This is a genomic window from Pedobacter sp. AW31-3R (assembly GCF_052180285.1).
Taxonomy (GTDB): Bacteria; Bacteroidota; Bacteroidia; order Sphingobacteriales; family Sphingobacteriaceae; genus Pedobacter.
Genome location: NZ_CP197475.1, coordinates 583,774 through 609,700 on the forward strand (window position 1 = coordinate 583,774; position 25,927 = coordinate 609,700).

Here is a 25,927-nt window from a genome sequence, read left to right on the forward strand (position 1 = left end):
GATTACCTGTAAAACGATACATAATGGGCATAGAACTGGCCGATAATGCAGCTGCACTAAGGATGTTTTTTACTGATGAGGTCTACCTGGTGGCTGGAGATGCAATTCCTGCTCCTGTTCAGGAGCCTGCGCCGGATCAGGTGGCTGCGCCGGTAATCAAAGCGGCCGAAGCTGCTGTTACTCCGTCGATACCCGGCATGAGTGTTCCGGTAACGCCTTCTCCGGCAGTGCAGGATACTGTCTTTAAATATGTCGGTAAAAATCAGAAGAAGGTACTTATCCTGGTAAATGACCAGGGTTATGAGGTGAGTACGGAAAGGGGAAGGGAGCTATTGCGTAATCTGGTAAAGGCTATTCAGTTGTCTGCCAGCGATTTTGCCCTGGTGAATTATTCCGGTTATGAGCAGGCACAGTTCAGTGAATTCAGGAGTTTTTTTTCCTGTAACCTGGTGCTTGCATTTGGCGTAACTCCTGTCCAGCTTGGTTTACAGGAGTGTTCGCGCAATACGCTGGTGATGGAAGGCAGTACACAACTTGTTTTTTCTGATAACCTGGACCTGCTGGCAGTGGATCAGCAGGGGAAGAAAACTTTATGGGGAAGCCTTAAACAATTATCTATATGAGCAGATTAGTATTTGCAACACACAATCAATATAAAACAAAGGAAGTCCGGGCAATGCTTGAGGGCCGTTATGAAGTGCTTAACCTGACTGATATAGGATGTGATACTGAGATCCCTGAGACGGCTGATACTTTTGCCGGAAATGCGGAACTGAAGAGCAGTTATGTGACGGAGAATTTTCATCTCGACTGTTTTGCCGATGACAGCGGACTGGAAGTGGAGGCGCTGAACAATGAACCTGGAATATTTTCAGCCAGATATGCAGGAGAGCGGGGTGATGCGGCAAACCTGGCCCTGGTCTTGCAAAAAATGGAAGGGCTGAGCCATCGCAAAGCCAGGTTCCGTACGGTCATTTCCCTGATCCTGAATAACGAGCGTTTCCTTTTTGAAGGACTGATCAATGGTACAATCAGGGAGACTGCTGCAGGCACCAATGGTTTTGGCTATGACCCAATTTTCCAGCCTGATGGATATGACATTACCTTTGCGGAAATGGACTTGTCGCAAAAGAATGAGATCAGCCACAGGGCCCTGGCCATGCAGAAACTTATTGCTTTTTTAAAATCACGGGCTGTTTAGTCAGGGAATCAACTTTTTGAAGTACCCCTGGAATTGCCTTTTTTGCAGCGTCCTGAATTTCTGCAGGAATGGAATCTACCGGGTTTACGCCTGACTTGATCAGGCTGTCGGTGGTGCTTTTTAATTTCTTGCCGAGTCCAGAGGGATCGCTCAGGTCCTTAGCCGACAGGGGTATTTTAGGTACCGCAGACTTTATTGGAGCTGCTTTTCCCGCAGCGGCCTTCACTGCACCGGCTTTTGCTGTTGCAGGTTTTTTGCCTGTTTTTGCTGCAGGTTTCTTGGCTGCTGCGCTCGATTTCGGATGGGTAATGTCCCGTTTGGAAAGCGGGCGGAGTTCCGGTTTCCATATAAAGCCGGTCAGGAGTACATCCTCCTTCATTTCAGCCACTGGCTTACTCAGTCCTTCGGCATCCTTAATCGTCATCACTTCTGAAATATCGCTATTTCTAAAAGTTACTTTAATCCTGCTGCTGATGGTCTGGTTCATTTTATCATACTTTTTACCATCATCTGTTTTTGTATAATAAACCGACTCTGCATTTCCGTCGACATACATCAGGTCCAGTTTTCCTTCTTTGAAAAATCCGGTCATCATTTTCCCTTTGACCTGGTTGAATTTCGCAGAATCCTTTTCTACGTTCACTGCAAAAGCATTGCGGATGACCTGTACAGAATTCACCTTTTTGTTCCTTAACTGTAAATATATGGTATCTCCGGTTTGCTGCGAGTTCTGTGCCCACATGATAGGGTTGACGTACCAGCGCAAGGTGGAATCGGCACTGGTATAAAACAGGGAATCTGACTTGGCCTGCATGTTTGATTTATAGACCTGAACATGATGATAAGCCTTGATGATACGGGTAAGAATAGTGTCGGCGGGATTCAGCGGTAAACTATCTTTAGCCGTTGATTTTTGTCCGCCTTTAGCTATAGGTTTAAGTTGCGTTTTACCTTTCAGGGAATCTGGTACCGCCTTTACCGGAGTACCTTTTCCTTTCTGTGCTGTGGCCTTTGCATTCGTGGTACCTTGTTTTATTTTAAGGGAATCTTTTGCCAGTGCATGGAGTGAATCGAGTTTAGCCAAAGTATCTGCCAGGGTTATACTATCTGGTTTGATGGAGCTTTCCTTGATCCATGGTGGAAGAATAGCAGGTTCATCAACGGATAATTTGTTGTCAGCCTTGTTTTTTTTCTTGTCATCAGCAGGATTTCTTTTGGCCTGTCCGTTGGCTTTATTCAATGGCGTATCTGCAGGTCTGCCATTCTTAGGGCCGCCTGTATTCCCTGGTTTCGGGGTCTTTTCTTTTCCTAAGCCGACGGAAGCATCGCGTTTTTCCTCACCGAGTTCATTGTCGGCCTTAATTACCGGTCCCCTCAGCAGGGTCAGCGATTTCTGTAAGACCATCTGGGTTTCCAGGGTATCGGCTCCGAGCCAGAGACTGTCGGGCTGTTTTACGCCATCCACAAGGATAGAATCTGTCGTCCCTAAACCGGCATAGGCATTTTTTGTAACGAGGGTACGCTGGTCCTTTTTATAATAATATCCAAGTTGGCCACGCATCAGCATCTTATCTACTGTATCCCGGAAAACAATATTCCTGACCGCCTTTCCATAACCTGCAATACCGTCATAATATAAACTATCCCCTTTCAGCGAGCGACTTCCGGAGGTGTACAGGTTTTTCTTCCCAAAATAGGCATAGGTCGTTTTGGTATTGTAAGCGCCGTTCTCTGTATACAGGTTACCGTCTTTTTCCTTGATATTTGTAGGGCCATAAAAATATGCCCAGTTGCTGAAGGTATTGTACCTTAAGGTATCTGACTTAATCGTACTTTGTTCCGTGACCACGAGGACATTGTAACGGAAATAGGCATCCCTGGAGTTGGCAAAATAGTAACCATTTTTACTGGTGATGGTAGCGTCTTTGTTGACAATTTTTCCACCATCAACATAAGTGCCTACTTTTGGCCCCATGTTATAATCGAGGGTATTGGTGGTTAGGGTAGACGTTTTGTCCTGTAAGCGGACATTGCTGGTCAGGTGTGCCAATTTCGCATTGCCATCATAAGTAAGCCGGTCGGAATAAATATTTATCGTGTCTGCTTGATTAATGTGTACATTGTCGTAAGCCTCAAAGTAATTTTTTGCACTATAGAAGACGGCACTGTCACAGGTTAAAATGGCATTGTCCTGTCTGAAAATGGGTTTTCTCAAATAGGTGATATCTTCTTTAACCAAAGTTCTGCTTTTATCTGATCCTTGCAGGATGATCTTTGTTTTTTTCTGTGCAGAGACGCTATTTGGAAGACTAAAAAGAAACAGGCACAGGCTAAATACCAGCAATAAAGGGGAGGGGATAGACTGCGGCACAACTGTAGCGACAGTGATGTGGCTTTGGGGATTCATTTTATGGAAAATGTGTAATTTTTGCACTTTACAAAGGTAGTTTTTTGGTTACCATTTTAAATTAAATATTTTTGACCTATGTTACCCTTACAAAGCTTCCAGGATTATATACATGAGCATTCCTTGTTTGACAAGGAGAACAGGATATTGCTAACGGTAAGCGGAGGTAAGGATTCTGTGGTAATGGCCCATCTTTTTAAGCAGGCCGGTTATCAGTTTGGTATCGCTCATTGCAACTTCGGACTACGTGCTGAAGAATCCCAAAGGGATGAACGTTTTGTAAGTTCACTGGCAGCCAGCCTTGAGGCTGCATTTTATGTAACGCACTTCCAGACCAAAGCGTATGCGGCAACAGAAAAAATATCCACGCAAATGGCCGCACGTGAACTGCGGTACCGTTGGTTTGAAGAGCTAAGAATAGCTGAAGGATACGATGTGATTGCCGTAGCACACCACCAGGGGGATGTGATGGAAACCTTGCTCCTAAATCTTACACGCGGTACAGGAATAGCAGGATTACATGGGATTTTACCAAAGAAGGAAAAGATTGTCAGGCCACTGCTGTTCCTGTCGCGCAGCGGTATTGATCAGGTCATCAGGGAAGAACAGCTGGATTTTGTGGAAGACAGCTCGAATGGCAGTACCCATTATGCAAGGAATAAAATCCGTTTGGGGGTGATCCCCTTGCTACGCGAAATTAATCCCAATCTGGAACATACCTTTGAGCAGAACATCGCACGCTTTTCGGACACGGAGCTGGTGCTGCAGCAGGTAGTGAGCAGTGTCAGAAAAGATATCTGTGACCAAAGGCCGGATGGAGTATACCTGTCGCTCGATAAAGTGAAAAACCTGAATCCACAGCGCTTATTGCTTTTTGAAGTATTGAAAGATTATAATTTTACGCCTAAGGTGGTGGAAGAAGTCCTCTCTTCGTTATCAAAACAGGCAGGTACCACGTTTTATAGTGCCAGTCACCGGCTCACCATTGATCGTGATGCGCTGATGATTACCGGAATAATGGATATGTACCAGGATAAACCTTTGAAGATGGTCCACCCGGCAGATTCGTCGGTAATTTTCGACGGCCATCATATTGATATCTCTTATAGTGACGTTGTATTTTATGAGAAGGACAGGGCCAGGGCATTTGTTGATGTGGAGAAGCTAATCTTTCCATTGGTGTTCAGGGGATGGCAGGAAGGTGATAAATTCATGCCTCTGGGGATGAAATCACATAAGAAACTCAGTGATTTTTTTATTGATGAAAAGGTACCGCTGCCACAAAAGGAAAATATTCCCCTCCTGGTTAATGGTAATGGTGATATTGTATGGGTTGCAGGACTGCGCCAGGACAATCGTTATAAAGTAACTGCTACAACCAAAAAAGTCGTTATATTCGAACAGAAATTTAATTAGATGAGTCACAAATACGCTTTTCTTGAAAAACAATATATAGGTCGTGATTATATCAGGATTTGTATCAGGCTGTTGATGGCTGCGTTTTGTTTTGGTGCTTATGTATATGAGCGCGACCGCGACAATACGCAGGATATTTTCCTTGTTGTCGGGTTCAGCATTATTGGCATCTCTATCCTGTTGTTGTTCCTGATCCAGTATAAGACAATTATCCACAATAAGAGCCTTATTATTGACGGATTGTGGACAGCAAAGAAAGTCAAGATTGATCTGAACAGTATTGTAAACGTAAGAAAGGATACCTACAGCAATTACCTTTTCAATAACCCCGTCTATAATTTACACCGTAAAGGCAGTATCCGTTTCTATTCTTCCGGAAAAGATGCCGTTGTGCTTACAGATCGCGATGGTCTGGAGTATTACATTGGTACACAGCGACCTAATGAAATGTACATGGTGATACAGGAAGAAATGCGCAAGTAATTTCCTGAACAGGCAAATAATTGCAATTGTTTAACACAAAGCTCATTTTTAGTACTGTAATTTGCAATCGAAACGCAGATTGTTAAAACTGTATAAGAATCTATATTGATGAAGATAGGTATTGTTTGTTATCCCACTTTTGGTGGAAGTGGTGTTGTTGCTACAGAATTAGGAAAAGCGCTTGCTGATGAAGGCCATCAGGTGCACTTTATTACCTATAGCCAGCCTGCGAGACTTGATTTTTTCTCTGCCAATTTATTTTACCATGAGGTATCAGTAAGGGATTATCCTTTATTTGATTATGCCCCTTATGAGTCTGCCCTGGCAAGCAAGCTTGTGGATGTAGTCAGGTTTGAAGCGCTTGATTTATTGCATGTACATTATGCGATTCCCCATGCTTCCGCTGCCTTTATGGCGAAGCAGATCCTGGAAACTTATGGTATACACATCCCATTTGTGACTACCTTGCACGGAACAGATATTACCCTGGTTGGTAAAGACCCTACCTATAAACCTGTGGTTACTTTTTCTATCAATAAATCGGACGGGGTGACCACTGTTTCTGAGGACTTAAAACGAGATACCCATAACCACTTTGACATTACCACAGAGATTAAGGTGATTCCCAATTTTATTGACTTCAACAGATTCAGCCTGAAGCCAAAAGACCATTTTAAAAAAGCCATAGCGCCAAATAATGAGCGGATCCTGATCCATACCTCTAATTTCCGTAAGGTGAAAAGAACGGGGGATGTGATTAAGATGTTCAAAAAAGTACTGGAAAAGATCCCTTCTAAGTTGCTGATGGTAGGTGATGGGCCTGATCGTGCAAATAATGAGCAGATGTGTCGTGAACTGGGGATCTGTGATCATGTACGCTTCTTGGGTAAACAGGATGCGATAGAAGAGATCCTGTCTGTTTCCGATCTGTTCCTGATGCCTTCTGAGACGGAAAGCTTCGGATTGGCTGCACTGGAAGCGATGGCCTGTAAAGTGCCTGTCATTACCTCCAATGCTGGTGGTTTACCGGAACTGAATGTGGATGGCTATTGCGGGTACATGAGTAATGTCGGGGATATCGAGGATATGGCTGCTAAGGCAGTGCTGATCCTTCAGGATGATGAAGTACTGAACCAATTTAAAGAAAATGCATTTAAACGTGCGCAGGACTTTGACCTGAAAAAGGTCTTACCGGTATATATTGATTTCTACAATGAAATTATAAGCAAACATTCGGGGGTGCTGGCACCTGCGGAGAGTGCTGTTTAGTGAAGTTTAAAGAGGATGACCGTTATTTTCCGGCCGTCTGACTATATAATTGAAAAAGCCGCCTGGGAAAATATTCCAGGCGGCTTTTCTTATTCTATTTCTTTGGAACGAATACAAAACATACAGGTGCACCTACATCAATCCTTTTGCCCGTATCCGTTATCGCACCGGTAGCTTTATTGCGCTTGAAGATCACGACGTTATTGGTATACTGGTGACCTACCAGCAGCCAGTTCCCGCTTGGATCGATCACAAATGCCCGTGGCCCTTTTCCTTCGGTACTGGTCCTGCTCCTGTAAACCAGTTTGCCGTTTTTCTGAATGGCAAATACCGTAATATCATTGGCTTCACCCCTGTTGCTGGCATAAAGGAATTTGCCATCTGCAGAGATCTGAATATCGGCAGAACCCATTTCTCCTTTGAAATTTTTGTCTACAATAGTCGTTTCCTGTATTTTGGTCAAAGAACCATTGTGGTAACTAAATACAGTCAGGTCTCCCTGCATCTCCTGGATCAGGTAAGCATATTTACCATCGGGACTAAAAGTGATGTGTCTTGGCCCACTGCCTGGTTTTACATTGATGCTGTCTTTTGCCACCAATACATTTTCTTCTGCATCCTTATCATAAGCATAAATGTAGACTTTGTCTTCTCCCAGGTCGTTAGAGAGGATATATTTATGGTCGGGCGTAAATTTAACCATATGTACATGTGCACTTTTTTGTCTTGCCGTGTCTATACTGGAACCGGTATGTTGTATCACCTGTTTTGCTGGTAAAAGTGCGCCACTGGCATCTTTGCCGAATACAGCGATACTGCCACTGGAATAATTGGCAATGATCACATTGACCTCATCGGCAATGAGGTAACAAGGGTCTGTTCCTTCTGCCTTTTGTGTATTCAATGCGCTTAATTTACCGGCGGCGGCATCAAAGCTAAATGCACTTACCTTGCTGTCTTTCCCGTCTTCATTCACGGCATAAACAAAATGCTGGTCTGGTGACAGGGTAAGGAAACTGGGATTAATGGTGTTTTTTTCAACGGTATTTGCCTTAAAGCCGGCTGTTTTGGTGTCGAAGTCGTACACATAAATTCCCTCACTTACTCCGGGTTGGGTATAGGTACCGATAAGGAGGTTGTAATTGGGTTTCTGTGCTGTTGCAGTGAATGTTCCTATCATAATGGCCAGCAGGGATAATGTTGTTTTCATGGTTATATTGTTGTTGGTATAAGTCTTCCTGTATATGCGCATTCACTGATATCAGGATTGTATATCAGCATAAAGCCTGCATCAATAACGCCGTTTCGGGAATTAATGGTGCAGGCTTCACAATATATCAATTAAATTTTACTTGATCAGGTGCTTGATCTGAATAAGCTCATGTTCTTCTAAATAACGCCATCTTCCGCGTGGAAGGTCTTTCTTCGTCAGGTTACCATAGACTACACGGTCAAGTTTTACCACATCATATCCCAGGTGTTCAAATATCCTGCGGACAATCCTGTTTTTTCCACTATGAATCTGGATACCCACTTCACGTTTGGAACCCCCGGCAACATAAGAAACTGAATCAGGTTTGATTAAACCGTCTTCAAGTTCTAAACCAAACTGGATTTTGTTCAGGTCTCCCTGGCTTAGTCCTTTGCTTAGCTCTACATGGTATATTTTCGTGATTCCGTTTTTAGGATGTGAAAGTTTATCGGCAAGATCACCATCATTGGTCATCAGTAATAAACCTGTTGTATTACGGTCTAAACGTCCTACCGGGTAAATACGTTCCCTGCTGGCTTTTTCTACAAGGGACATCACGGTACGTCTTTCCTGAGGATCATCCGTAGTTGTGATATAATCTTTAGGTTTGTTCAGAATCACATAAATTTTCTTTTCCCTTTTCAGCAGTTCGCCATTGTAGCGCACTTCATCTTTTGAAGGATCAACTTTATGTCCAAGCTCCGAAACAGGAACACCATTGACAGAAACTACACCTGCCGCAATCAATTCGTCGGCTTTACGGCGTGAACAGATACCTGAATTGGCAATGTAGCGGTTTAAGCGTATTTTTCCGTCATCTGCAGCTGTGCTTTCTTTCCTGCTGCGCATTACAGGGGCTTTGTCAGAACGGTCTTTCGCATAAGGCCTGTCTTTAGAAAAAGGCTTGCTGCCCGGTCCGTCTTCTCTTTTTCTGAATGGCCTGCTGTCGGTACTTCTTGAAGTATTGCTTTTTTTATCATCGAAGGTCCTGAATGGTCTTTCGCCATCAGTCCCGTAATTGTCTTTTTTTACATAACTGCGGCTTTCATTTCTCGGCATTTCTTTGGAGCTGCCTTCTTTGAATGCACGTGGTTTAAAATTTTTAGCGCCGGCACCCCTTGGGGCGAAACTTTTTTGATCACCATCCCTTGGTGTCCTTGATTTGAAGTCTGATGCACCTTCTGCATTTCTTGGTTTGAAACTGCTGCGCTCGCCATCTCTTGGTGGCCTTGATTTGAAGTCGGAAGTACCTTCTGAACTTCCTCCAGTGCTTCTTGGTCTGAAGTTATTGCGATCTCCGTCTTTTGGTGGCCTTGCTTTAAAGTCCTTAGACCCACCGAACTTATTGTTATCTTTCCCCTCCTTATCGTCAAACTTGCCTTTGCCCTTGTAAGCACTTTCTGCTCCACTACGGCCTCTACCTGTTGTGCTTCGGTTTCCCGGTTTGGACTTGTCATCCCGACTGTTCCTGTTGTTGTTATTTGTCATGATACGCTGTTAATCACATATTTAATGTGGGGTGCAAATTTAGTAAAAATAGCTCAAACGACCTCAGATATTTTTAATCCTAATGTTAAATTAAAAAACAGGCCAAATGGCCGTTTAAACACCGATTTTGAGGCTTTGTTTTGTAAAAGCTTGATAATTAGCTTTATATGTTGTATGTTTGCAGGCGTTTTATATTAGTTCACCAAAAAAAGGAGGAAAATGATAAAGAAACACATAATAACATGTACGGTAATTTTAGGATTATTGGTTATGGCAAAAGTGTTTGCTTACAACATGCCCCAAGCAGCAAAAAGTCAAAAAAAAGAGCGTAATACCACTACAACAAGCACTACCACTACTACCACAATAATAGAAAAAGCAGCGCCCGCCTTACTTATGGCCGACCTGACTTTTGCAGAAGAATCTTTACCAAAGGGCGATGTCCGGGTAGAGCGAAAAATGAAGAAAATTCTTGCTGCCTACAACTACAGCAACCTGCAAACAAATCGTTTACACCGAATGGCAGCAGAATGGTTTCCCATCATAGAGCCGATTCTCGCAGCCTACGGAATCCCTGATGATTTTAAATATGTTCCACTGGTGGAATCCGGGTTACGCGGAGGAATGTCTCCTAAGGGAGCCAATGGTTTCTGGCAGTTTATGCCGGGTACTGCGCGTAATTATGGCCTGAAGGTGAACAGCAAGACAGATGAACGTAAAAATTTACGTAAATCAACTATTGCAGCCTGTAAATATATCAAGGAGCTATACGGCGTTTTTGATAACTGGACACTGGCTGCTGCCGCATACAATGTGGGCGATACCCACATGAAAAAACAAATCAACAGGCAAAATCAGGATAATTATTTCAAGCTGAAGCTAAACCGTGAGACTGGCGGTTATGTATATAAGCTGATTTCAATGAAACAGATTATGGAATATCCTGTCCGCTATGGTTACAGTGACTCCAGGGGAGTACTGGCCATGAATACGGACAGAGAGTAATAGAAAAAGACTGCAATTGGGGAAAGCCGGAATTTATTCCGGCTTTTTGCGTTTGTAGGCAATATGATTTGCCAGATTGGTTTGGCCTTCCGTATTAAAAGAATAATGGGTACTTTTGTGGCTGCAAATTTGCTGTCTTACTTTAAAGATTTCAATCGCGTTTTTATAACATATATGAGTAAAAATACCATCGACCTTGGCGAGCAAAAAGATGTAGAAGTATACGGTGCCAGAGTACACAACCTTAAAAATATAGATATTTCCTTTCCACGTAACCAGCTGGTGGTCATTACCGGTCTGAGTGGAAGTGGGAAGTCGTCACTGGCCTTTGATACCATTTATGCTGAAGGACAGCGGCGTTATATGGAAACTTTCAGTGCTTATTCCCGCCAGTTTATGGGGGGGATGGAAAGGCCTGATGTGGATAAGGTATCCGGATTGAGCCCGGTGATTGCTATCGAGCAGAAGACAACCAGTAAAAATCCGAGGTCTACAGTGGGTACCATTACGGAAATTTATGATTTCATGCGTTTGCTTTATGCACGTACTGCAGAAGCTTTTTCCTATAATACCGGGGAGAAGATGGAGCGGATGAGTGAAGACCAGATCCTGAATACCATTTACAATAAGTATGAGAATCTTGCCGTAAATATCCTTGCACCAGTGGTGAAGGGGCGTAAAGGCCATTACAGGGAATTGTTTGAGCAAATCCGTAAACAAGGTTATCTGAAGGTAAGAATTGACGGGGATATACAGGACATCACTGCAAAAATGCAGGTGGACAGGTATAAGATCCATGATATAGAGATTGTGGTGGATCGGTTACTGGTAGACCGAAAGGACCAGAAACGACTTATGGACTCGGTACAAACGGCAATGAGAGTGGGTAAGGGCATCATTAAGATCAGTGATAAGGAAAACAATGTTTCCCATTTCAGCAAGTTTCTGATGTGCCCTACGACGGGGATCTCCTATGATGAACCACAGCCCAACAGTTTTTCTTTTAACTCTCCTTATGGGGCTTGTGAGCGTTGTGACGGACTGGGGTATATTTTTGTGGTGGACAAGGAGTCGGTGATGCCAAACCCGAAACTGAGTATCATGAACGGAGGGCTTGCCCCATTGGGAGAATACCGTGACATCTGGATGTTCCAGGTGATTAAGGCACTGGCGAAGAAATATAATTTTTCCTTATCCACCCCAATAGAGAAACTGGGTGATGATATCATCAATATTATCCTGAACGGAAGTCCGGAGCTGATCTCTGTTGCTGTGGAATATAACAAATGGAACGTACAAAACTACCAGATCACATTTGACGGAATTATCAAATTGCTGGAAGAGCAGCAGGAAAAAAAAGGGGAAGGTGCGGTGGATGACATGGAGAATTTCCGTAAGCTTAAAACCTGTCCTGTCTGTAATGGTGCCCGTTTAAAGAAAGAAAGCCTGCATTTTAAAGTAGATGGAAAGAATATCTTTGAATTGGCAGAAATGGACATTAACAGTCTGAAAGCATGGTTTAACCATGTGGAAGACCGTTTAAATGAACGCCAGAATACCATTGCCAAAGAAATTCTGAAAGAAATAAGAACACGTCTCGGATTTTTAACAGACGTGGGATTGAACTATCTGTCCTTAGACCGGACAGCAAGGACCTTATCGGGTGGAGAGGCACAGCGTATCCGTCTGGCTACGCAAATCGGCTCACAGCTGATGAATGTCATGTATATCCTGGATGAGCCTAGTATTGGTCTGCACCAGCGTGACAATGAGCGGTTAATTGGTGCCCTGAAGAACCTGCGCGATCTGGGAAATACGGTGTTGGTTGTGGAACATGATAAAGACATGATCCTGGAAGCCGATTATGTGATTGACGTTGGCCCTGCCGCAGGCCTGCATGGGGGACAAATTGTTGCCCAGGGTACGCCGGCACAAATCCTGAAATCAAAGACACTTACTGCAGCATACCTGAATGGTAAAAAGGAAATCGCTGTTCCCAAAAAAAGAAGAAAGGGGAACGGCCATAAATTGTCGCTTACCAAAGCCAGCGGACATAATTTGAAGGAGGTATCGGTAGATTTTCCTTTGGGCAAGTTTATTGCCGTTACCGGTGTTTCCGGCAGCGGGAAGTCGAGCCTGATTACGGAGACCTTATATCCTATTCTCAACCATCATTTTTTCCGTGCCAAAAAACATCCGCTGCCATATGAGAAAATCAACGGCCTGAAGGAAATTGATAAGGTGATTGAAATAGACCAGGCACCGATTGGCAGGACACCGAGGTCGAACCCTTCCACCTATACCGGTGTGTTTTCTGACATCAGGAATTTATATGTTCAGCTGCCGGAAGCAAAAATCCGGGGTTATAAACCCGGAAGGTTCTCTTTCAATGTTAAAGGAGGAAGATGTGAAACCTGTCAGGGTGCGGGAATGAAGGTCATTGAAATGAATTTCCTTCCTGATGTACATGTACCTTGTGAGGAATGTGGTGGAAGAAGGTATAACAGGGAAACCCTGGAGGTACGTTACCGTGGCAAGTCGATCAGTGATGTGCTGGATATGAGTATTGAAGATGCCTGCGCTTTTTTTGAAAATATGCCGGTGATTTACCGCAAGATTAAAACACTGAAGGATGTTGGACTTGGTTATATTACCCTGGGTCAATCCTCTACCACCTTATCTGGTGGAGAGGCACAGCGCGTGAAGCTGGCTACGGAGTTATCAAAGAAAGATACCGGAAGGACATTTTATATCCTTGATGAGCCTACAACAGGGCTTCATTTTGAAGATATCAATGTATTGCTTGGCGTATTAAACGAACTGGTAGACAAAGGAAATACGGTATTGGTGATTGAGCATAACCTGGATGTGGTGAAAATGGCCGACTGGGTAATTGACCTGGGTGAAGAAGGTGGTGCAGGAGGGGGCAGGATTATCTTTGAAGGTACACCGGAGGGGCTCATCCAGAATCCAATTAGCCTGACCGGGAAATTCTTAAAGAAAGAGATGTAGCCATAATGAAAAGGTAACAAAAAATAGAAAGCCATGCAAAATCTGCTTAGCTCTGCACAGATGCGCGATGCAGACAAATTTACGATTCAGAAGAAGGGGATATCTTCCATTGAACTGATGGAAATTGCCTGTATTGCTTTTACAGCCGTGTTTATGCAGGAGGTAAAAGAAAAGGAAACCCCGATTGCAGTTGTTTGCGGACAGGGAAATAATGGGGCAGATGGTTTAGCGATAGCCAGGTTACTGAGGGATGCGGAATATCTGAATATTTCGGTTTACCTTACACAATTTTCGGAGAAGGAGACGGAAGAGTACCGGATCAATTTAAACCTTCTCAAAAAGATGGGCTTGCCGTTGGTCCCCTTTGTTGCTACGCAGCAGCTGGGCCGTCTGGATGCCGAAGTTGTGATTGATGCTGTACTGGGTTCCGGCCTGAACAAGCCGCTTAAAGGTGAATATGCCGCTCTTGCATTGTTCATCAACAGCTTGCCTTCCCGGGTAATCTCAGTAGATGTGCCTTCTGGTTTTCCCGCTGAAGGGAGTATTCCGCAGGACCTGATCTGTATACATGCGGAGCTGGTGGTTTGCTTCCAGCGGCCGAAGATCAATTTCTTCTTTCCGGAGTCTTTAACCGCTTTAAAAAAGTTTACAGTGGCTGATATTGGGCTGGATGAGGATTTTATCCAGCGGCAGGAATCGGCATATCATCTGACTGACAGCCAATATGTGCAGGGAATGCTTAAACCCAGGGCTCTTTTCAGTCATAAGGGGACATATGGGCATGCTTTAATTGTGGCCGGACAAGCGGAGACCATGGGGGCTGCATTGTTATCTGCTAAAGGTTGTTTAAATAGTGGCGCGGGCTTGACTACACTTTCCATCCCGCAAAGCGGACTTACGGCTTTGAATACAGCCTTGCCGGAAGTGATGTACAAGAACAGGGAAGAATTCGCTGAAGGTGGGGGTATGGATAAGTTCAAGGCTGTGGCTATAGGGCCTGGCCTGGGCATTGGAGAGGAGAGTATTGCCTTGCTGCAGGTGTTTCTGAAGGTCCGTGTTCCGCTGGTTATAGATGCAGATGCGCTGCATATGCTGGGGGAGAGAAGAGACCTCCTGGCCTTATTGCCGGAAGGGGTGGTTTTAACGCCGCATATGAAAGAATTTGATCATTTGTTCGGGCAACATACCTCCTGGTGGGAACGGCTGCAGACCGCGAGGAGGCAGGCCAGGAAGATGGCTTGTACCATTGTACTCAAAAACCAGTATACTTTTGTGGTATGCAGGACAGGGGAAGTATATATCAACCCGACAGGTAATCCAGCCATGGCACAGGGTGGGATGGGAGATGTATTGACAGGTGTCTTGGTGGCATTCATTGCTCAGGGGTATACTTGCGAAGAAGCATCCGTCATGGCATGTTATTTACATGGGGCATCTGGTGATCTTCTGGCAGAAAAGAATGCAGTGGTAACGGCTTCAACAGTAGCTAAAGGGATTTCTGTAGTGCTAAAAGGTTTAATCAGATAGATACGCCTCCAAGGGCAACCAATTTGTTCATGGTAGGATTTACACTTCCACCACGTTTTTCAAGGGTAACAGCAAAAGCCTGTGCATTCCCGGTCTCTTTCATGGAAACCAATATCTTTTTAGGACCTGCTGTAGCATCAAATACACCAAGGTCAACCGGTTTACCATTGACCATGGCCCATAGCTGGTACTGATGTGCTTTATCATTTAAAGGAAGCGTCATCTTTGAATTGTCAACCATCACATGCTGTCCTTGTTTGTGCCAGTAGACAATCATGTTTGCTTCGGGTGCGATCTCCGTTCCTGCAAGCTTCACGGACTTCCATGTCGGGTCGGCCGCAATAGCCGCGATTTCCTGTAAGTCATGATTTTCATCCTTCATAAAACTTACTGTGGCCGCAAATTTTTCCTTATCTACATTCAGTGACAGGATTTCCTGTTTGGCAGCCTGCAGGTTTTTATGTGCAGAATAAAGTGCTGCAACACTCATCACCAGCAAACCAAGGCAGGCAACAAGTGCATATCTCAGTGTTTTGATCGTCGATCGATGTTGATTTGGCTGGAGTGGAATAGTTTTTTGCTCAGCTGCAGCTGGAGCGGTATTGGATAGGGTAGCTATTTCTGTAAAAATCCTGTTTTCCAGCTCATCTGATGGCTGAATAGCATGAGAAAGTGCATATTTCTCCATAGCAACCTCGATGGCGTAAATTTCCTCCCTTACAGCAGGGTATTTACTCGCCATTTCTTCAACTTCAGCCTGCTCAAGCGCAGTTAGCTGCCCGATAACATAAAGTTCAAGTATTCCCGATTCTATATATGCTGTTGATTCTTCCACTTAATTAAAATGCTTTCTTAATTCCATAATGGCCATTCTTATTCTGGTTTTGACTGTACCTAATGGTAAATTCAGTTCTTCTGCTGCTTCGACATGTGTATATCCTTTAAAATATACCATATCGAGTACATGATTAAATTCAGGTTTAAGAGAAGTAACCATCTCTTTCAAGCCTAAAACATCAGAATTAAATGTTATTTTTTTCTGCGAGTCAATGAAATCTACGTTATTTTCCAGTTCACGGTTTTTAGTGGAATTCCGGAATTCTTTAGAACGTAATTTATCTATGGCAATATTGCGCGCAATATTCATCATCCATGTAAATAGCCTACCCTTGGAGGTATCATAACTGTCGGCAGAGTTCCATATTTTCACAAAGGTATCCTGCAGCAAGTCTTCACAAACTTCTGTGTTGTTTTGAACAATCCGCGCAATAATACCCAGCAGGGAGCCTGAATACATATCGTACAAAGCTTTTATAGCGATAGTATCATGACTCTTGAGCGCATGCACCAGATCTTCTTCTGATAGAAATGTTTTTTTTGTCGCTGCCAATGGTAGAGCTAATATAACTATTTAAAAATCAAACAGGTGTTTTTCGGCATGGTAAGAAGACCTTACCAATGGTCCGCTTTCTACATACCTTAATCCTTTTGCCATGCCTATCTCTTTATATTTCGCAAACTGGTCAGGATGTATCCAGTCAAGAACTGGATGGTGATTCTTAGTAGGCTGCAAATATTGTCCTAAGGTAAGAATATGTACACCATTTGCAACTAAATCATCCATTGCTTCCAATATATCGTCTTCAGTTTCTCCAAGTCCAAGCATAATACCTGTTTTGGTTCTTACGCCACCAAATTCAGAGATTCTTCTGAGGCATTCCAGGCTTCTGTCATATTTGGCCTGTACACGTACCTGTTTGGTTAAACGGCGAACCGTCTCGACATTATGTGACATCACTTCCGGACGTTCTTCCAATACCCGGTAAAGGTTATCCCATATCCCTCTGAAATCGGGAACAAGTGTTTCCAGTGTAGTCTGAGGGCTTTCCCTACGGATGGCCTGGAGGGTTTCCGCCCAGATAATGGATCCGCCATCTTTTAAGTCATCGCGGTCTACAGAAGTAATGACACAGTGTTTTACTTTCATCAGCTTCACTGAATTGGCAATACGGTTGGGTTCATCAAGATCCACTGCTTTGGGTCTGCCGGTTGCAACGGCACAAAAGGAGCAGGAACGGGTACAGATATTCCCAAGGATCATGAATGTTGCTGTCCCTGCGCCCCAGCATTCTCCCATATTGGGACAATTACCGCTTTCGCAGATGGTATGTAATTTATGGTTATCCACCAGGCTACGCACCTGCGTGTATTCTTTCCCTACAGGTAGCTTAACTCTAAGCCAGTCAGGTTTACGTTGGACTGTATTTGCTGAAACAACTGGAAGTTCTATCATAGAACAAAGTTAAGCAATAGGTTTGAATTGTTGCAAATTTGAAATGTTTGATAGTTGTAATGTTAATTGCGGAATAGCTGAAATAGCAAGTGATACTGAATAAGATATCGATGGGATAGCGGTTAAACTGCTGTAGGGAGCGATATCTCCATGGGAAGGAAGATTTAAATATTTAAATAAAATTACCGGAAACCAGGTATATACCCACCAATAATGTTATTCTTGTATAAAATATTTAATATGGCAACTTCAAAAATAACTTACAATGGTGGTTTAAGGACCAGTTCGGTTCATGAAAGATCTGGAAATGAGATTATCACTGATGCTCCGGTAGACAATAAAGGAAAAGGTGAGGCTTTTTCTCCGACAGATTTGCTTGCTACTTCGCTGGGTAACTGTATGTTGACGATCGTAGGTATTGCTGCTGCAGAACATGGCTTTTCCATCGAGGGTACGACTTGTGAGATCACAAAAATAATGGCTGAAAACCCAAGAAGGGTATCAGAAATCATCGCAACCTTCCAGTTTCCTGATCAGAATTATTCAGAAAAGGATAAAAAGATTATTGAAAGATCTGCACTCACCTGCCCGGTGTATTACAGCTTACACCCGGATATACAAAAAACAATAACCTTTAATTATTGATATAACCGGCAACTTCATCTGCCGAAATATCACTGTGGGAAGCGTCCAGAATACAGCTTCCATCTTTAATCAACAGAATCTGCGGGGACTCGTGAGTGACCTGGAATGTCTCGGCGATCTCCGCAGAAATTGCCCGGTGACTGATCAGGTCGAGGAAATATAAATTCGTTTCGGCAGGAATAACCTCCCAATCCTGTTCAAAACGTCTTTTAGCCATCATACTCACTGAACAGCGCGTACTGTGTTTAAAGATTAAACTGTAACCTGCTGTTTCTTTTATTTCACCGATCTGATTAAGATCAGATATATTTTTCCACTCCATTGCTTTTGTTAATTTTTTCGGGATAGCCCTACTTTCTGCGGCTGCCTTTGGGGTATGAACTGTATGCCGGACAAATGCGGTCAGAACAAGCTTCCAAAACGGTTATTGCAAAAAATACGCCAACTAATATTATCGCTACCTTCTTCATTTCGTTATATTTAGATATGCTAAAATACATTATTTTACATAACTAAACAAAGTTTTAGTTATACTGTAGCATTCAGGTGAGCCATTTTTATTGCTGTGATAGCGGCTTCATCACCTTTATTGCCATGTATACCGCCTGATCTGTCGAGCGCCTGCTGTAGGTCGTTCGTCGTCAGTACACCAAAAATTACAGGTTTGCTGTGTTTTATGCTCACATTGGTGACCCCCTGTGCCACTGCATCACAGATGAAGTCGAAATGTTTGGTATCTCCCTGGATCACGCAACCCAGACAGATAACGGCATCAAGGTCGGCATGTTTCTTCAGCAGAATTTCTGCCGCGGCAGTCAATTCAAAACTTCCCGGAACCGCTACGGAAAGGATATTGTCTGCCATCACCCCATTGTTCAGCAGTGTTTCCAGGGCTCCTTTGTAAAGGCTTCCTGTTACATCTGCATTCCATTCCGCTACTGCAATAGCAATTTTATAGGCACTGCCATTAGGGATGGTGGTGTGAGAGAAATCTGATAGGTTTTTTAGTTGTGTTGACATAGGGACAAAGGTAAGTATTCACAATAAAAAAAGGCCTGCATAAAATGCAGGCCTTTGTCAAAATATCTTTTTTTATTATTTAATCTGTGCATCAACGCGTGCGATATACTCATCAATCATGGTCGCTTCCTGGCTTCCGGGATATTGCGTTTTGATTTTTGTATAAGCTTCCTGGGCCGATTTGTAATCTTTCTGGAATTCATAAACCAATCCTAGTTTTTTAAGGAACATTGGAGAGGTGAATTTATTGCTTGACTTATCTGCAGCTTTTTTGTAGTAAGTAATTGCCTGAGAATAATCTTTCAGCTCACTGTAAGCATCACCTAACATTCCCAGTGCAAGAGGGTCAGCGACAGTACTTCCGGTTTCTGAATATTTCCCCAGGGCTTCAGTTGCTTTTTTGTACTCTCCTTTACGCAGGTAGATCCCACCCAGATAAAGGTTAGCCAGGTTTGCAGATTTGGTATTGTTGTATTCTTCTGCAATTTTCTCAAATCCAGGATAACCCGATTCGCCATTAATTGCTTTATTAGCCAATGAATCTACACCAACATATTGTTCTGCTTTGTACATTTTTGCTGATGCTTCTTCAGCTCTTCCTTTTAAATATACATTCTGGTACCAGAAGAATATGATTACTAGTGCAACTATTGCAGCGGCAATGAATAAAAGGCTTTTAGAGTTTTCTTCTAAAAAAGAACCCTTTCTTACATTGTGATTTACTTCTTTTTCGGTTGTGGACATTTTCTTATAAAAAATTAAGGATTGCAAAAATACATTTTTCAGTTAAAGTATCAATCTATTTTTGAAGTATTTATATAATATTTTAAAGGATAGCCTGCTAAAATCTTCCGGAATTACACCTCAATGGTCTCGCGCCGGTACTTTCGGCTGGTGTTTATGTAAACTAATCTGCAGAAGAGGGATCTTTTACAATGCTAAACGGTAACTTTGGATTTCATATTATGTGGTTAAAAAACATTACTCTGCTCAATTTCAAAAACTATGCGGATGCGGATCTGCATTTTTCTAAGACCGTAAATGTCTTTGTGGGCAATAACGGAGCTGGAAAAACGAATCTGCTGGATGCCATTCATTATTTATGCCTTTGCAAGAGCTATTTCAATCCCATAGACAGTCAGCAGATCAAGACGGCGGAAGAGCTGTTCCTGATACAGGGCGATTTTCATCGGCAGGAGAAGAATGAAAAAATCACCTGTGGGGTGAAGAAAAATCAGAAGAAACAATTTAAAAGAAATAAAAAGGAATATGATAAGCTGGCCAGCCATATCGGCCTGTTCCCCCTGGTTATGATTTCACCGTACGATGTGAATATTATCATGGATGGGAGTGAGGAGCGCCGCCGGTTTATGGACAACGTGATCTCCCAGACAGATGCGGCCTATCTGGATGAACTTATGGTGTACAACAGGCACCTCCTGAACAGGAATGCCCTGCTGAAGCAAATTGCCCTGACACGCCGTTATGATCCGTCCTTGCTGGAAATATTTAATGAACAGCTGGTGGCCTGTGGCAACAGGATTTTTGAAAAGAGAAAACTGTTTATGCAGGATTATATTGAGCTCTTCAATACCTATTATCAGTTCCTGACAGAGGATGCTGAAACTGTTGACCTGACTTATCAGTCGCAATTAAATGATACTTCTTTTGACACCTTATTGTCCTCCTCTATAGAAAAGGATAAAATACTGGAAAGGACAACGACAGGGATTCATAAGGACGACCTGATCTTCAGTCTGCGGGAGATGCCCTTAAAGAAATTCGGGTCACAGGGGCAGCAGAAATCATTTCTGATTGCCCTTAAGCTTGCCCAATATGCCTATGTGGAGAAATACAAGGGATTTAAACCTTTGCTGTTACTGGATGATATTTTTGATAAGCTGGATGACCGCAGGATGCATAAGCTGATGGAAATGGTATCACATCATGATTTCGGACAGATCTTCATCACTGATACGGGAAAAGAAAGGGTAATAAATATTTTCAATGAAATTAAAGTTCCCTTAACTTTGTTTGAAGTAAATAACGGGGGAGTACAGCATGCGTAAGCCAAATGACATGACGCTGAAAGAGGCGATCACCAAGATGTTGTCTGTGTACAGGTTACGCGGAAAGTTTGATGAGACGGGGGTGGTGGCCATGTGGCCCGAAATTATGGGGACAGCTATTGGAAACAGGACAACACAAATCTATGTTGCCCATAAACGGTTGTTTGTCCGTATTGAATCTTCCGTAATTAAAAACGAACTTTTAATGGTAAGAACCGGCATTATTCAAAAACTGAATGAACGTGCCGGTTCTGAAGTCATCACGGAAATTGTATTCCTTTAACTGCGGCCACCAAAAATTTTGCTGACCAGCCAGATAATTAAGGCAAGGACAATGACCACTATAATTACGCCCGACCATACGCCGGCTTTAAATATGCCTTCAATTAAAGAACAACTGGCAAGCGTTGTGGTCAATAAGGCAATCATTGCGAGGGGAAAATATCTTTTAATGTTCATCTGTTTTGTTTTTAGGATTGAAAGTGTTTTAATCACAACAAACATCAGTTGGAATGGTTTTCCCCGGAATGCTTATTTCCCGTTTACTTTAAGCAGCTCCACTTCAAAAATCAGGGTACTGAAGGGAGGGATATCATTTCCTGCTCCTCTTTCACCATATCCCAAATGGTAAGGAACGAAAAATTTGTACTTCGAGCCGGTAGGCATCAGTTGCATTCCTTCTGTCCATGCCGGAATAACTCTGTCCAGTGATAAGGAAAGTGGTTCATTTCTGTCATATGAACTGTCGAATTGTTTGCCGTTGATCAGGGAGCCTTTGTAATTCACCAATACGGTGTCTGTTGCTGTAGGTTTAATGCCATTTCCCGGAGTCAGTATCTGGTATTGCAAACCACTGGCTGTAGTGATTACACCCGGAACTTTTTTGTTCTTTTCCAGGAATGCCTTTCCTTCAGCAATAGCAGGGGCAAATTTTTCCTGCGTAACTGTTTTATAGAGATTGTTGGCCGCTTTCTGACCTGCTTCAGCAGTAATCAGCCTTTCTTCACCTGCAAAGGCATCTTTAAAGCCCTTTGTTAAGAAAGTATAGTTCAGGCTTTTTAATCCGCTTTGTTTCATGTTGGAAGCCATAGATACGCCAAAGGTATAACTGGCGGAATCCAATGTTGTTTTCGGGGCCAGTGTGGTTGCAGCAGCTGGTTTAACTACCTTCTTTACCGGAGCCTTGCGTTTGGTTTGTGCAGCAGCAGAAAAAGCGCAGAACGGAATAAGAAGGCCTATAAAAATTTTATTCATGGTCTTGGTTAGTTTATAATAGATTTTAAAATATCAGGATTAAAAAAATAAGCACCTTGTAGGGGGTGCTTATTTAATATCATTTGATGAACAGCCGCTTAGAAACGTTCGTCAGCAGTAAAGAAGAAATCTCCTTCAATGGCTGCATTTTCATCAGAATCAGATCCGTGTACTGCATTTGCATCAATAGATTTTGCATATTTTCTGCGGATAGTTCCTTCAGCAGCATCTGCAGGGTTTGTTGCACCAATCAGGTTTCTGAAGTCTTCAATAGCATTGTCTTTTTCAAGAATTGCAGCTACGATAGGTCCTGAAGACATGAAGCTCACTAAATCCTTGTAAAAAGGACGTGCAGCATGAACTTCATAAAATTTTCCAGCAGTTTCTTCTGTTAATTTCGTGTATTTTAAAGCGATGATTTTAAAGCCAGCTGCAGTGATGTCATTAATAATTGCACCGATGTGTCCATTTGCTACCGCATCTGGCTTAATCATTGTAAATGTTCTGTTAGTACTCATTATAATATGTGTTGTTTTTTTGCAAAATTACATTTTCTAATGTTAATATTAAACATCAAATATTTAAGGAATCATTTAACCATTAAATTGTTAGCTTTGCAGCGAAAAATATGCTATCTCTTTCAGAACTTAAGTCATTGCTGGCTACGCCGCAGAAAATTGTAATTACAACACATCATAAACCAGATGGTGATGCGATGGGCTCATCTCTGGGCTTATATGCCTACCTGATCCAGAAAGGCCATCATGTAAAAGTCGTTACCCCTACAGATTATCCTTATTTTTTACATTGGCTACCGAATAATTCCGATGTCATTATCTATACAGAGGCAAAAGAACAGGCCGATAAGCTTGTGGAGGAGGCTTCACTTATTTTTTGCCTGGACTTCAATACGCTGACCAGGATCAATGAATTGGGTGAAGTGATCCGCAATGCCGATGGTTATAAGATTATGATCGACCATCACCTGGATCCTGAGGATTTTGATGATTACAGACATTGGAGTATCAATGCCTGCGCAGCAGCACAGCTGGTGTATGATTTTATCGTGAATGAATTGAAAGATCCTGAAGCGATGAATAAGGATATCGCGACCTGTTTGTATACCGGAATCATGACAGATTCAGGTTCATTCCGTTTTGCTTCGGCAAACTCGACGGTGTACCGTATCGGAGCAGACTTGATTGATGCAGGGGCGGAACACTGGAGAATCCATCAGCTGGTGTATGATAACGCGACGGAAAACCGTTTACGTTTTCTTGGAAACTGCCTGACCAATAAACTTGAAATCCTGAGAGAGTCTAATACTGCAATAATTTCTGTAACGGCTGAAGAACTGAAGCGTTTTAGCATCGTGACCGGCGATACTGAAGGTATTGTCAATTATGCCTTGTCTATCAACGGGATCAAACTTGCTGCTTTTATTATTGAAAGATCAGATAAAGTTAAATTATCTTTGCGGTCGACCGGAGATTTTCCGGCCAATGAAATATGTAATAAGTTTTTTAACGGCGGGGGACATAGAAATGCTGCAGGAGGGTATTCAGATAAGAATCTGGAGGATACTATTGCGTATTTTAAATCGATTTTGCCTGAATATAAAACACAATTGCTACAATAAATAACAGTTTTAAAATCAATCCATACGCAAATGAAACCGTCAGCAGTTTACAGCTTAAAAATAAATACGATAAGCGCTGACAGCTTCATCACAACTAAAAATCAATCAATACTCAAATGAAAAAAAGTTTAGTAATTCTTTTTGCAGCTTCACTTGGTTTAGCGGCTTGTAACAACTACAAAAAAGGTCCGGGAGGTTTAATGTACCAGATCCACAAGACTGAAGGAAAGGATAAAATCGTTGAAGGTGATATCATCAAAATCAACGCCATTCAAAAAACGGAGAAAGATTCAGTGACCAGCAGTACGTATGACAGTCAGCAGCCGGCAGTATTCCCTGTATCCAAAAAACAATGGGCAGGAGATATCTCAGATGCTTTAATGTTATTGGCTGAAGGTGACAGTGCGACTTTCAAAATTGACCTGGATTCAATGGCTAAATATTCTAACCAGCCTAAACCAGCAACTCAGAAAGATAAATACATGGTTTTCACTGTGAAAATCGAAAAAGTAATGCACAAAGTTGCTGGTGAAGCAGATTCAACCTTCCAAAGAAAAGCGACTGAATTCTTCCAGGCAGATTACAAAGCTACTGTAGCTAAACATAAAGAGGCTGAGGCTGGAAAAATCAAAAACTTTATTGCTGATAAAAACCTTAAAGTACAAACTACAGCATCAGGTTTACAGTATGTCATTACTGCTCCTGGGGATGCACAAAGAGCTACCCTGACAGATACCCTGATGGTGAATTATACAGGTAAGTTATTACCTAAAAAATCTGACGGTAAAGAAAATATTTTCGATACAAGCGTGGAAAGTGTAGCTAAAGAAGCTGGTAAATTCAGCCCGATGGCACAATATGGCCCTCGTCCGTTTACTTTAGGAAGAGCAATTCCAGGATTTGATGAAGGTCTTAAATTAATTGGTAAAGGTGGAAAAATCACTTTAATCATCCCTTCAAACTTAGCTTATGGTGAAGGTGGAATGCCACAAGGTGGAATCACTCCATTCTCTCCGTTATGTTTTGAAGTAGAATTGGCTGACATCAAAAAAGGTACTGCAGCACCAGCGCCAGCAGCTCCTGTAGCGCCGGCTCCGGTAAAAAAATAAGATCACTTCAATGTGGAGAACCCTGTTCGAAAATTCGGACAGGGTTTTTTTATTAACTTTGTTTTATGGTTTTAACAGATACACACACACATTTGTATTATGAGACAGATGCTGAAAAACAGGATTTACTTTTTCAACGCTGTTTTGAAAACAAGGTGAACCGCCTATTTCTCCCCAATGTGGATGTTTCATCGATCGCCAAAATTGATGCACTGGTAGAAAAATATCCGGATAACTGTTTCGCTATGGCGGGACTGCACCCATGTGATGTGAAGGAGGATTATGAAATACTGCTGAAAGAGATTTATCAAAGCATGGCTGGTAAAAAGATCTATGCCATTGGTGAAATAGGAATTGATTTATACTGGGACAAAAGTACGCTGGACATACAGCAAACTGCATTCAGGGAACAGATTAAATGGGCGAAGGCCGCGAAATTACCTATTGTCATTCACTGCCGGGAAGCCTTTGATGAAGTCTTTGAGATCCTTGAGGAGGAGAAAGCAGATGACCTGAGAGGAATCCTGCATTGTTTTACAGGAAATCTGGAGCAGGCAAATCATGCGATAGCCCTGGGGTTTTATCTTGGAATTGGTGGGGTGGTGACCTATAAAAAAGCAGGCCTGGATGAAGTGCTTTCACATATTTCACTGGATAACCTGGTGCTGGAAACCGATTCTCCCTATCTGGCTCCAGTACCGTTCAGGGGTAAACCTAATGAGAGCAGTTATCTCGTATATATCGCCCAGAAGGTAGCAGATATATATCATATCTCTATTGAAGAGGTGGCTGCAATCACAACGGCCAATTCAAAAAAAATATTTAACGTTTAAACTTT

General features: G+C 42.6%; 26 protein-coding genes. 14 read left to right on the forward strand and 12 right to left on the reverse strand.

The window, feature by feature from the left end; all coding sequences use genetic code 11:
- Positions 1–23 precede the first annotated feature (23 nt).
- Both ACSBL2_RS02380 and rdgB read left to right on the forward strand, forming a co-directional pair.
- Positions 24–623 (forward strand): hypothetical protein, encoded by a 600-nt coding sequence (locus ACSBL2_RS02380; protein WP_442590084.1) that lies wholly within the window; start codon positions 24–26, stop codon positions 621–623.
- On the forward strand, positions 620–1,201 hold the full coding sequence (gene rdgB / locus ACSBL2_RS02385) for an RdgB/HAM1 family non-canonical purine NTP pyrophosphatase (protein ID WP_442590085.1): 582 nt from the start codon (positions 620–622) through the stop codon (positions 1,199–1,201). Before ACSBL2_RS02380 ends, rdgB begins: the two co-directional genes overlap by 4 nt.
- On the opposite strand, the gene ACSBL2_RS02390 is transcribed toward rdgB, so the two are convergent.
- The gene (locus tag ACSBL2_RS02390) at positions 1,170–3,635 is read right to left on the reverse strand and encodes an OstA-like protein (protein ID WP_442590086.1); all 2,466 of its coding nucleotides are present in this window, start codon (positions 3,633–3,635) and stop codon (positions 1,170–1,172) included. The genes rdgB and ACSBL2_RS02390 overlap by 32 nt on opposite strands.
- A 51-nt stretch (positions 3,636–3,686) precedes the next feature.
- Here ACSBL2_RS02390 and tilS point away from each other — a divergent pair, with 51 nt between their 5' ends.
- From tilS to bshA, 3 genes are all read left to right on the forward strand, one after another.
- Entirely contained in the window at positions 3,687–5,024 is a 1,338-nt protein-coding gene (gene tilS, locus ACSBL2_RS02395; RefSeq protein WP_442590087.1) for a tRNA lysidine(34) synthetase TilS, read from the forward strand.
- Positions 5,025–5,507: a hypothetical protein gene (locus ACSBL2_RS02400; RefSeq protein ID WP_442590088.1), complete on the forward strand. Its 483-nt coding sequence runs from the start codon at positions 5,025–5,027 to the stop codon at positions 5,505–5,507.
- A 108-nt stretch (positions 5,508–5,615) separates the two neighbouring features.
- Positions 5,616–6,776 carry an N-acetyl-alpha-D-glucosaminyl L-malate synthase BshA gene (gene bshA, locus ACSBL2_RS02405; RefSeq protein ID WP_442590089.1) on the forward strand — a complete coding sequence of 387 codons (1,161 nt, stop codon included), beginning with the start codon at positions 5,616–5,618 and terminating at the stop codon, positions 6,774–6,776.
- A 94-nt stretch (positions 6,777–6,870) separates the two neighbouring features.
- Here the strand turns inward: bshA and ACSBL2_RS02410 are convergent, their stop codons facing one another.
- Both ACSBL2_RS02410 and ACSBL2_RS02415 read right to left on the reverse strand, forming a co-directional pair.
- Positions 6,871–7,986, reverse strand: coding sequence for a lactonase family protein (locus tag ACSBL2_RS02410; protein ID WP_442590090.1), 1,116 nt, complete (start codon positions 7,984–7,986; stop codon positions 6,871–6,873).
- A 138-nt stretch (positions 7,987–8,124) separates the two neighbouring features.
- Positions 8,125–9,516: a pseudouridine synthase gene (locus ACSBL2_RS02415; protein WP_442590091.1), complete on the reverse strand. Its 1,392-nt coding sequence runs from the start codon at positions 9,514–9,516 to the stop codon at positions 8,125–8,127.
- Positions 9,517–9,786: 270 nt separating this feature from the next.
- Between ACSBL2_RS02415 and ACSBL2_RS02420 the strand changes: the two genes are divergently transcribed.
- From ACSBL2_RS02420 to ACSBL2_RS02430, 3 genes are all read left to right on the forward strand, one after another.
- Entirely contained in the window at positions 9,787–10,521 is a 735-nt protein-coding gene (locus ACSBL2_RS02420; protein WP_442590092.1) for a lytic transglycosylase domain-containing protein, read from the forward strand.
- A gap of 174 nt (positions 10,522–10,695) precedes the next feature.
- A complete protein-coding gene (gene uvrA, locus ACSBL2_RS02425) occupies positions 10,696–13,533 on the forward strand; it encodes an excinuclease ABC subunit UvrA (protein ID WP_442590093.1) in 2,838 nt (945 codons plus the stop codon).
- A 33-nt stretch (positions 13,534–13,566) separates the two neighbouring features.
- Positions 13,567–15,060: an NAD(P)H-hydrate dehydratase gene (locus ACSBL2_RS02430; RefSeq protein WP_442590094.1), complete on the forward strand. Its 1,494-nt coding sequence runs from the start codon at positions 13,567–13,569 to the stop codon at positions 15,058–15,060.
- On the opposite strand, the gene ACSBL2_RS02435 is transcribed toward ACSBL2_RS02430, so the two are convergent.
- The 3 genes from ACSBL2_RS02435 to lipA are packed head-to-tail and all read right to left on the reverse strand — an operon-like array spanning position 15,053 to position 17,353.
- A complete protein-coding gene (locus ACSBL2_RS02435; RefSeq protein ID WP_442590095.1) occupies positions 15,053–15,895 on the reverse strand; it encodes an anti-sigma factor in 843 nt (280 codons plus the stop codon). The genes ACSBL2_RS02430 and ACSBL2_RS02435 overlap by 8 nt on opposite strands.
- Positions 15,896–16,450: an RNA polymerase sigma factor gene (locus tag ACSBL2_RS02440; RefSeq protein ID WP_442590096.1), complete on the reverse strand. Its 555-nt coding sequence runs from the start codon at positions 16,448–16,450 to the stop codon at positions 15,896–15,898.
- A gap of 21 nt (positions 16,451–16,471) precedes the next feature.
- A complete protein-coding gene (gene lipA / locus ACSBL2_RS02445) occupies positions 16,472–17,353 on the reverse strand; it encodes a lipoyl synthase (protein ID WP_442590097.1) in 882 nt (293 codons plus the stop codon).
- Between the two features lie 240 nt (positions 17,354–17,593).
- Between lipA and ACSBL2_RS02450 the strand changes: the two genes are divergently transcribed.
- Complete coding sequence (locus ACSBL2_RS02450) at positions 17,594–17,998, forward strand: OsmC family protein (RefSeq protein WP_442590098.1); 405 nt, start codon at positions 17,594–17,596, stop codon at positions 17,996–17,998.
- On the opposite strand, the gene ytxJ is transcribed toward ACSBL2_RS02450, so the two are convergent.
- The 3 genes from ytxJ to ACSBL2_RS02465 all read right to left on the reverse strand — a co-directional run bounded on the left by ytxJ (position 17,988) and on the right by ACSBL2_RS02465 (position 19,762).
- Complete coding sequence (ytxJ, locus tag ACSBL2_RS02455; RefSeq protein WP_442590099.1) at positions 17,988–18,320, reverse strand: bacillithiol system redox-active protein YtxJ; 333 nt, start codon at positions 18,318–18,320, stop codon at positions 17,988–17,990. The genes ACSBL2_RS02450 and ytxJ overlap by 11 nt on opposite strands.
- Positions 18,321–18,526: 206 nt before the next feature.
- Positions 18,527–19,018 carry a 6,7-dimethyl-8-ribityllumazine synthase gene (ribH, locus tag ACSBL2_RS02460; protein WP_442590100.1) on the reverse strand — a complete coding sequence of 164 codons (492 nt, stop codon included), beginning with the start codon at positions 19,016–19,018 and terminating at the stop codon, positions 18,527–18,529.
- A gap of 75 nt (positions 19,019–19,093) precedes the next feature.
- The gene (locus ACSBL2_RS02465) at positions 19,094–19,762 is read right to left on the reverse strand and encodes a tetratricopeptide repeat protein (RefSeq protein ID WP_442590101.1); all 669 of its coding nucleotides are present in this window, start codon (positions 19,760–19,762) and stop codon (positions 19,094–19,096) included.
- A 221-nt stretch (positions 19,763–19,983) separates the two neighbouring features.
- Here ACSBL2_RS02465 and recF point away from each other — a divergent pair, with 221 nt between their 5' ends.
- Together recF and ACSBL2_RS02475 are read left to right on the forward strand one after the other, a co-directional pair.
- A complete protein-coding gene (recF, locus tag ACSBL2_RS02470; protein ID WP_442590102.1) occupies positions 19,984–21,087 on the forward strand; it encodes a DNA replication/repair protein RecF in 1,104 nt (367 codons plus the stop codon).
- Entirely contained in the window at positions 21,080–21,370 is a 291-nt protein-coding gene (locus ACSBL2_RS02475; RefSeq protein WP_442590103.1) for a DUF721 domain-containing protein, read from the forward strand. Before recF ends, ACSBL2_RS02475 begins: the two co-directional genes overlap by 8 nt.
- Here the strand turns inward: ACSBL2_RS02475 and ACSBL2_RS02480 are convergent.
- The 3 genes from ACSBL2_RS02480 to ACSBL2_RS02490 all read right to left on the reverse strand — a co-directional run bounded on the left by ACSBL2_RS02480 (position 21,367) and on the right by ACSBL2_RS02490 (position 22,859).
- Entirely contained in the window at positions 21,367–21,546 is a 180-nt protein-coding gene (locus ACSBL2_RS02480; protein WP_442590104.1) for a hypothetical protein, read from the reverse strand. The two genes, ACSBL2_RS02475 and ACSBL2_RS02480, sit on opposite strands and share 4 nt — an antisense overlap.
- Before the next feature lie 72 nt (positions 21,547–21,618).
- Positions 21,619–22,341, reverse strand: coding sequence for an FKBP-type peptidyl-prolyl cis-trans isomerase (locus ACSBL2_RS02485; protein WP_442590105.1), 723 nt, complete (start codon positions 22,339–22,341; stop codon positions 21,619–21,621).
- A gap of 98 nt (positions 22,342–22,439) precedes the next feature.
- Entirely contained in the window at positions 22,440–22,859 is a 420-nt protein-coding gene (locus tag ACSBL2_RS02490) for a nucleoside-diphosphate kinase (protein WP_442590106.1), read from the reverse strand.
- Between the two features lie 110 nt (positions 22,860–22,969).
- Between ACSBL2_RS02490 and ACSBL2_RS02495 the strand changes: the two genes are divergently transcribed.
- The 3 genes from ACSBL2_RS02495 to ACSBL2_RS02505 all read left to right on the forward strand — a co-directional run bounded on the left by ACSBL2_RS02495 (position 22,970) and on the right by ACSBL2_RS02505 (position 25,922).
- Positions 22,970–23,980, forward strand: coding sequence for a DHH family phosphoesterase (locus ACSBL2_RS02495; RefSeq protein WP_442590107.1), 1,011 nt, complete (start codon positions 22,970–22,972; stop codon positions 23,978–23,980).
- 116 nt (positions 23,981–24,096) lie between these two features.
- Entirely contained in the window at positions 24,097–25,089 is a 993-nt protein-coding gene (locus tag ACSBL2_RS02500) for an FKBP-type peptidyl-prolyl cis-trans isomerase (protein WP_442590108.1), read from the forward strand.
- 65 nt (positions 25,090–25,154) lie between these two features.
- On the forward strand, positions 25,155–25,922 hold the full coding sequence (locus ACSBL2_RS02505) for a TatD family hydrolase (protein ID WP_442590109.1): 768 nt from the start codon (positions 25,155–25,157) through the stop codon (positions 25,920–25,922).
- The last annotated feature ends 5 nt before the right edge of the window (positions 25,923–25,927 follow it).

Coding starts and splice junctions, on each gene's coding strand:
- ACSBL2_RS02380 (WP_442590084.1), top strand. CDS start 24: ATGGGCATAGAACTGGCCGATAATGCAGCTGCACTAAGGATGTTTTTT.
- rdgB (WP_442590085.1), top strand. CDS start 620: ATGAGCAGATTAGTATTTGCAACACACAATCAATATAAAACAAAGGAA.
- tilS (WP_442590087.1), top strand. CDS start 3,687: ATGTTACCCTTACAAAGCTTCCAGGATTATATACATGAGCATTCCTTG.
- ACSBL2_RS02400 (WP_442590088.1), top strand. CDS start 5,025: ATGAGTCACAAATACGCTTTTCTTGAAAAACAATATATAGGTCGTGAT.
- bshA (WP_442590089.1), top strand. CDS start 5,616: ATGAAGATAGGTATTGTTTGTTATCCCACTTTTGGTGGAAGTGGTGTT.
- ACSBL2_RS02410 (WP_442590090.1), bottom strand. CDS start 7,986: ATGAAAACAACATTATCCCTGCTGGCCATTATGATAGGAACATTCACT.
- ACSBL2_RS02415 (WP_442590091.1), bottom strand. CDS start 9,516: ATGACAAATAACAACAACAGGAACAGTCGGGATGACAAGTCCAAACCG.
- ACSBL2_RS02420 (WP_442590092.1), top strand. CDS start 9,787: ATGGCAAAAGTGTTTGCTTACAACATGCCCCAAGCAGCAAAAAGTCAA.
- uvrA (WP_442590093.1), top strand. CDS start 10,696: ATGAGTAAAAATACCATCGACCTTGGCGAGCAAAAAGATGTAGAAGTA.
- ACSBL2_RS02430 (WP_442590094.1), top strand. CDS start 13,567: ATGCAAAATCTGCTTAGCTCTGCACAGATGCGCGATGCAGACAAATTT.
- lipA (WP_442590097.1), bottom strand. CDS start 17,353: ATGATAGAACTTCCAGTTGTTTCAGCAAATACAGTCCAACGTAAACCT.
- ACSBL2_RS02450 (WP_442590098.1), top strand. CDS start 17,594: ATGGCAACTTCAAAAATAACTTACAATGGTGGTTTAAGGACCAGTTCG.
- ytxJ (WP_442590099.1), bottom strand. CDS start 18,320: ATGGAGTGGAAAAATATATCTGATCTTAATCAGATCGGTGAAATAAAA.
- ribH (WP_442590100.1), bottom strand. CDS start 19,018: ATGTCAACACAACTAAAAAACCTATCAGATTTCTCTCACACCACCATC.
- ACSBL2_RS02465 (WP_442590101.1), bottom strand. CDS start 19,762: ATGTCCACAACCGAAAAAGAAGTAAATCACAATGTAAGAAAGGGTTCT.
- recF (WP_442590102.1), top strand. CDS start 19,984: ATGTGGTTAAAAAACATTACTCTGCTCAATTTCAAAAACTATGCGGAT.
- ACSBL2_RS02475 (WP_442590103.1), top strand. CDS start 21,080: ATGCGTAAGCCAAATGACATGACGCTGAAAGAGGCGATCACCAAGATG.
- ACSBL2_RS02480 (WP_442590104.1), bottom strand. CDS start 21,546: ATGAACATTAAAAGATATTTTCCCCTCGCAATGATTGCCTTATTGACC.
- ACSBL2_RS02485 (WP_442590105.1), bottom strand. CDS start 22,341: ATGAATAAAATTTTTATAGGCCTTCTTATTCCGTTCTGCGCTTTTTCT.
- ACSBL2_RS02490 (WP_442590106.1), bottom strand. CDS start 22,859: ATGAGTACTAACAGAACATTTACAATGATTAAGCCAGATGCGGTAGCA.
- ACSBL2_RS02495 (WP_442590107.1), top strand. CDS start 22,970: ATGCTATCTCTTTCAGAACTTAAGTCATTGCTGGCTACGCCGCAGAAA.
- ACSBL2_RS02500 (WP_442590108.1), top strand. CDS start 24,097: ATGAAAAAAAGTTTAGTAATTCTTTTTGCAGCTTCACTTGGTTTAGCG.
- ACSBL2_RS02505 (WP_442590109.1), top strand. CDS start 25,155: ATGGTTTTAACAGATACACACACACATTTGTATTATGAGACAGATGCT.